Annotated in this window: 4 protein-coding genes and 1 pseudogene; 1 reads left to right on the forward strand and 4 read right to left on the reverse strand. The window is 58.1% G+C overall.

The features are described 5' to 3' along the window. Positions 1–1,832, forward strand: a 1,832-nt coding sequence (locus Q0S16_RS08415; protein ID WP_295846990.1) for a nucleoside-diphosphate sugar epimerase/dehydratase, incomplete at its 5' end; no start/stop codon positions are given. Between the two features lie 684 nt (positions 1,833–2,516). Here Q0S16_RS08415 and Q0S16_RS08420 read toward each other — a convergent pair. The 4 genes and pseudogenes from Q0S16_RS08420 to Q0S16_RS08435 all read right to left on the reverse strand — a co-directional run. Continuing rightward, positions 2,517–2,831, reverse strand: coding sequence for a hypothetical protein (locus Q0S16_RS08420; protein WP_295846992.1), 315 nt, complete (start codon positions 2,829–2,831; stop codon positions 2,517–2,519). Between the two features lies 1 nt (position 2,832). Then, positions 2,833–3,228 carry a hypothetical protein gene (locus tag Q0S16_RS08425; RefSeq protein ID WP_366517812.1) on the reverse strand — a complete coding sequence of 132 codons (396 nt, stop codon included), beginning with the start codon at positions 3,226–3,228 and terminating at the stop codon, positions 2,833–2,835. A 166-nt stretch (positions 3,229–3,394) separates the two neighbouring features. Next, a complete protein-coding gene (istB, locus tag Q0S16_RS08430; RefSeq protein WP_295846994.1) occupies positions 3,395–4,204 on the reverse strand; it encodes an IS21-like element helper ATPase IstB in 810 nt (269 codons plus the stop codon). Beyond that, positions 4,201–5,017, reverse strand: a pseudogene (locus tag Q0S16_RS08435) (IS21 family transposase); the annotation flags it as partial. The pseudogene Q0S16_RS08435 and the gene istB, both read right to left, overlap by 4 nt.

Here is a 5,017-nt window from a genome sequence, read left to right on the forward strand (position 1 = left end):
GTTTCGTGCTGCGCTTCGATGGCGAGAACCTTTGGGATCGGTTGCCGCTGTTGCTGACGATGCTCCCATACTTCATAATTTTCAGTTTCTTTGTTTGCTATTTTTTCGACCTAACGACGACCAAGTGGCGCTTTATTTCGCTGCCTGACATGCTTAACATTTTGCGGACTGCAACCGTTCTGTCTGTCGCACTGCTAGTGCTGGACTATATATTCCTTGCGCCAAACGTATATGGCATGTTCTTTCTCGGAAAAACTACCATTGTCATCTATTGGTTCGTCGAGGTCGCCTTTCTTTCGGGATCGCGCTTGGCCTATCGCTATTTTCGCTATACTCGCACCCGTAATCAGGCTCGCGCCATAGACGCCGCAGCAACGCTTCTGATCGGCCGCGCCGCCGACGTCGAAGTGTTTTTGCGCGGTATCGAAAGCGGGGCGGTGAAGAGGTTATGGCCAGTAGGGATATTGTCTCCGTCGATGTCCGATCGCGGTCAAGCGATCCGCGGCGTTCCGGTGCTGGGCAGAATCGACGACCTGGTCAATGTAGTTGATGACTTCAATTCCCGCAGCCGGCCTATCAAGCGCGTGGTGATGACGCCGTCGGCGTTCGAAACCGAGGCCCAGCCGGAATCGGTACTGATGTGGGCAAGAAAACTTGGCCTGATTGTCAGCCGACTGCCGTCATTGGAAGAGAGCCGAGATATGCCGCAACTGGCACCTGTTGCGGTGGAAGACCTTCTGCTGCGGCCGAGCGTCAAGATCGACTATGTGCGGCTCGAGAATTTCGTTCGTGGCAAGTCCGTTGTCGTCACGGGCGGCGGCGGCTCGATCGGTTTTGAAATCTGCGACCGCGTGATCTCTTTCGGCGCGGCCCGGTTGCTGATCATCGAAAATTCCGAACCGGCGTTGCACGCGGCGGTCGAAAAACTCTCGGCGAAAGTCACTGCCGCCATGATAGAAGGACGTATCGCCGACGTCCGCGACCGCGACCGCATTCATCAGTTGATGAACGCGTTTAAACCGGACGCGGTGTTCCATGCTGCCGCGCTCAAACACGTACCGATTCTTGAGCGTGACTGGGGCGAAGGAGTCAAGACGAACATTTTCGGTTCGGTTAACGTTGCGGACGCGGCCCTGGCGTCCGGTGCCGAAACGATGGTGATGATTTCCACCGACAAAGCCATCGAGCCGGTGTCGATGCTCGGACTGACCAAGCGCTTTGCGGAGATGTACTGCCAGGCGTTGGACGGTGACGCGATCAGTGGCCCTACTGCGAAGTCGCCAATGCGGTTGATTTCTGTGCGCTTCGGCAACGTGCTTGCTTCGAACGGTTCAGTGGTGCCGAAGTTCAAGGCGCAGATCGAAGCAGGTGGCCCGGTCACCGTGACGCATCCCGACATGGTTCGCTACTTCATGACTATCCGCGAAGCCTGCGACCTCGTGGTCACCGCGGCTACGCACGCGATGAACGCGCAGCACTCCGATGCGTCGGTTTACGTGCTAAGCATGGGCCAGCCTGTTAAGATCGTCGATCTCGCTGACCGCATGATCCGGCTATCCGGCCTGCAGCCGGGCTCCGACATCGATATTGTTTTCACGGGGGTGCGGCCGGGGGAACGGCTTAACGAAATTTTGTTCGCTGCACACGAACCAACCAGCGATATCGGTATTTCTGGCATCCTTGCCGCTAGGCCGAACGAACTGCCGCTTGAGATGCTCGAGGCTTGGCTGTCAACACTTCGTGTGGCAATCGACGCTGGTAAGTATGATGCTGTAGTAACTATTTTGAAGGAAGCAATTCCAGAATATCGTAAAATCTCGTCCCGCCATTGATCAAGCCTTAGCCCTGCATGTCGTAATCGCGGCGGGCGATGATCGACCGCATATTCGAGTGGGGTGAGTATCACGGCGCCACGCGCAAGATCGCGTTCCAAAACTGCTTGCCAAAAAGACGCCCGCCTCGCGTGCAATCCCCGTCAGGTGACGGTTCCGTTTCACGGGCTCGGTCTGAAGTTGGGACGAGACCTCAGTCCAGCCGTGGTCTTGCCGACATCACCACGGCTGTATGCTGAACAGCGTACAATATTCAAATAGAAGCGTTACCAAGAAAACCAATGTGCGGCACATTGGCGGCTCGGCCAATCGAACTTTAAATGGGCGGGCTTTCGCTGATCGCAGCCAAGGCTGCGTTGAGATAATCAACCATTCCATAGACGGGAGAAAGACGGGGGCCTTGTAAACATTTTTTCAAGATTGTGACTGCGGCAACGGCATGGGCGAGCTCCGCGTTTCTCGCCTCCAACCGCAGGCGATCCATCTCCTTGGCTTCGATCCGTCTTGCAGATCCATACCAGATGTCTCGGGTTCGAGTGTATGAGAATCCTAGCAACACTGACGTACGATAAAGCGTGGTCTTGATCAGTTCACCGCTGGGGCGAGGTTCTGCACACCGTCTAACCAGACACTTTGCCTCCTCAATCGATGAACTGCTCGAATAGGGCAACTCCGGTGAATTTGTCATCGATCTTTCACCTCATCATCTGGTGCTTTTTTAGCACCTGAATTTTCGGTCTTTTCCGGTATCCACTCGCCGGCGCGGACGGCGTTGATTGCGGCCGCCTGCGCCATAAATCCGAACAGCCGCCGCCCGCGGATCGCAGCCAAGACTTCTTCCAAATAGGGAATGGCATTGGCCGCGCTGAAGGTGAACCGGACACCAACCGTGTCGAGTGGCGGAGGGTCTTCTACGTCAGGGTTGATTTCGGATCTAAAGTCGAGGGACACGCTGACGGTCATCATCTCGTCGGGGTGTGTCATCTTAATCTTGGCCATCTCAGTGATCTCCCATACTGCTATTCACGTTTAGGTCCGTGCCACGGTCGCGATGCGAGGGGTGGGTCCCGTGGATTGGGCTCGATTGCCACAGTTCGCGTGCGATTTCGGTGGGGGCGATATTCATATTGGCCCACCAGGCCATTTCATTGCCTCCTCGGTGCAGATCATGGTGGTGATGACGGCACAGCGGCACGGTGAATTCGTCGCTGACTTTGCGGCCGAGCGTATTGGGCTGGGCAAACTTCAGATGGTGGGCATCGCAGGGTGATCGCTTACAGATCAGGCAAGGCTGCTCGGCGACAATGGCCAGATGCGCCTTGTTGCGCCGTCGGACCGGCTTTGTCATTGGGGTGACGGTCTGAGCTTCCAGTGGCGTTGCCGCTTTCATGGCCATTTGGGCTGGCTCTAGGATGGTCAGGTTTGTAGCGCGTCAATCTGGATGGGAATCGCGACAATCAGGATGGCAATTTAGCGGTCGCGGCGTGGGGATGATTGTCACGGCTTGACGATAACGCAAGCGATAATTGCGTGTCGTGGAGTTGATTGTCGTGGAGCGTCAATCAGGATGACGCTTTGATTGTCGCGCGCGTTGGTGGCCTTCCGGCTCCGCGGGCTTTGTCGACAGCCTCTTTTCGGCGGTAGCTGTCGACATTCATTTCGAGGATGGTGGCGTGGTGGACGAGGCGGTCGATCGCCGCCAGCGTCATGGCTTGGTCCGGGAAGATTTTGCCCCATTCACCGAATGGCTGATTGGCCGTGATTAGCATTGAGCGGCGTTCGTAGCGGGCGCTGATCAGTTCGAACAGAACGCTTGTCTCGGCCTGATCCTTAGTCACATAGGCGAGATCGTCGAGGATCAACAGGTGATATTTGTCGAGCTTGGCGATCGCGGCTTCGAGCGTGAGGTCGCGGCGCGCGATCTGAAGCTTTTGCACGAGATCGGTGGTTCTGGTGAACAACACGCGCCACCCCTTTTCGATTAGGGCCATGCCGAGCGCCGCTGCCAGATGCGATTTGCCGCCGCCAGGCGGGCCAAAACACAACAGATTGGCGCCCTTGTCGAGCCAGGCGTCACCGGCGGCGAGAGCCTGCACCTGCGCTTTTGAGATCATCGGCACGGCATCGAAGTCGAATGCAGCGAGGGTCTTGCCCGGCGGCAGGCGGGCTTCATCCAGATGACGTTCGAAGCGACGACGGTTCCGCTCCACCATCTCCTGTTCAGCCAGCGCGGCCAAAAAGCGTGCGGCGGGCCAGCCTTCCTTATCGGCGGTTTCCGCCAGGGCGGCCCAGATCATCTTGATACCAGGCAGACGCAGTTCGCTGAGCAGCAATTCGACACGGGCGGCGTCGATCTTGACGGTCGCGTTCATGCGACTTCTCCCACGGCTGCTGCGATCTGGTCGTAGATGGCGAGCGAGGGCAGCGTGACGACGACGACCGGTATTGCCATGCCCCTCGGTCGGAAGCGTTCGATCAGCGCCTTGAGATCCGGCAGGATGCCGTCGTCGAGCGTGGCTTGCAGCACGGCACCGAGCTCCGCTTCGCAGGCCCGTTCATGTGCGAGCGCCAGAAGCCCGACCATCGCACGGCAGGCTGGTCTTTCGCCAATGCCGGCGAGCAAGGCGTCGAACGCACGAGCGTAAACGCGGCGGGGGAACAACTGGTCGCGATAGACCAGATTGAGCAGCGCCATCGGCTTGCGGCGCAGCGAATGGATGACGTGACGATAGTCGATGACATGGCCGTGTTTGCCGTTGGGCTGGCTTCGCCCGCGCCGCAGGGTGACGATGTGGGTGGCGCCCTGGAAGCATTCGAGCCGGTCGTCATAAAGACGCACCCGCAGCCGGTGACCGATCAGGCGGGAGGGGACCGAGTAAAACACCTTGCGCAACGTGAAGGCGCTTGATGTCGTTACGTCGACGTTGACCTCCTCATAATCGGCGGTCTTGCGGACCGGCAGTTTCTTTAGCGCCGTCCGCTCCTGATCAATGCGCTTGGCATTGCGCGCGTTGCCGCGGCCAACGATCTCGTCGACAAAACCACGCCATGCCGGAAGATCGTCGAAGTCGCGAGAGGCACGCAGCAGCAGGGCATCTGCCAGCGCTCTCTTGAGATGGCCATGCGCACTTTCGATCGAGCCGTTCTCATGCGACACGCCGGGATTGTTGCGGGTCGGCGTCATG

The organism is Tardiphaga sp. (genome assembly GCF_025356345.1).
Classification (GTDB): domain Bacteria; phylum Pseudomonadota; class Alphaproteobacteria; order Rhizobiales; family Xanthobacteraceae; genus Tardiphaga.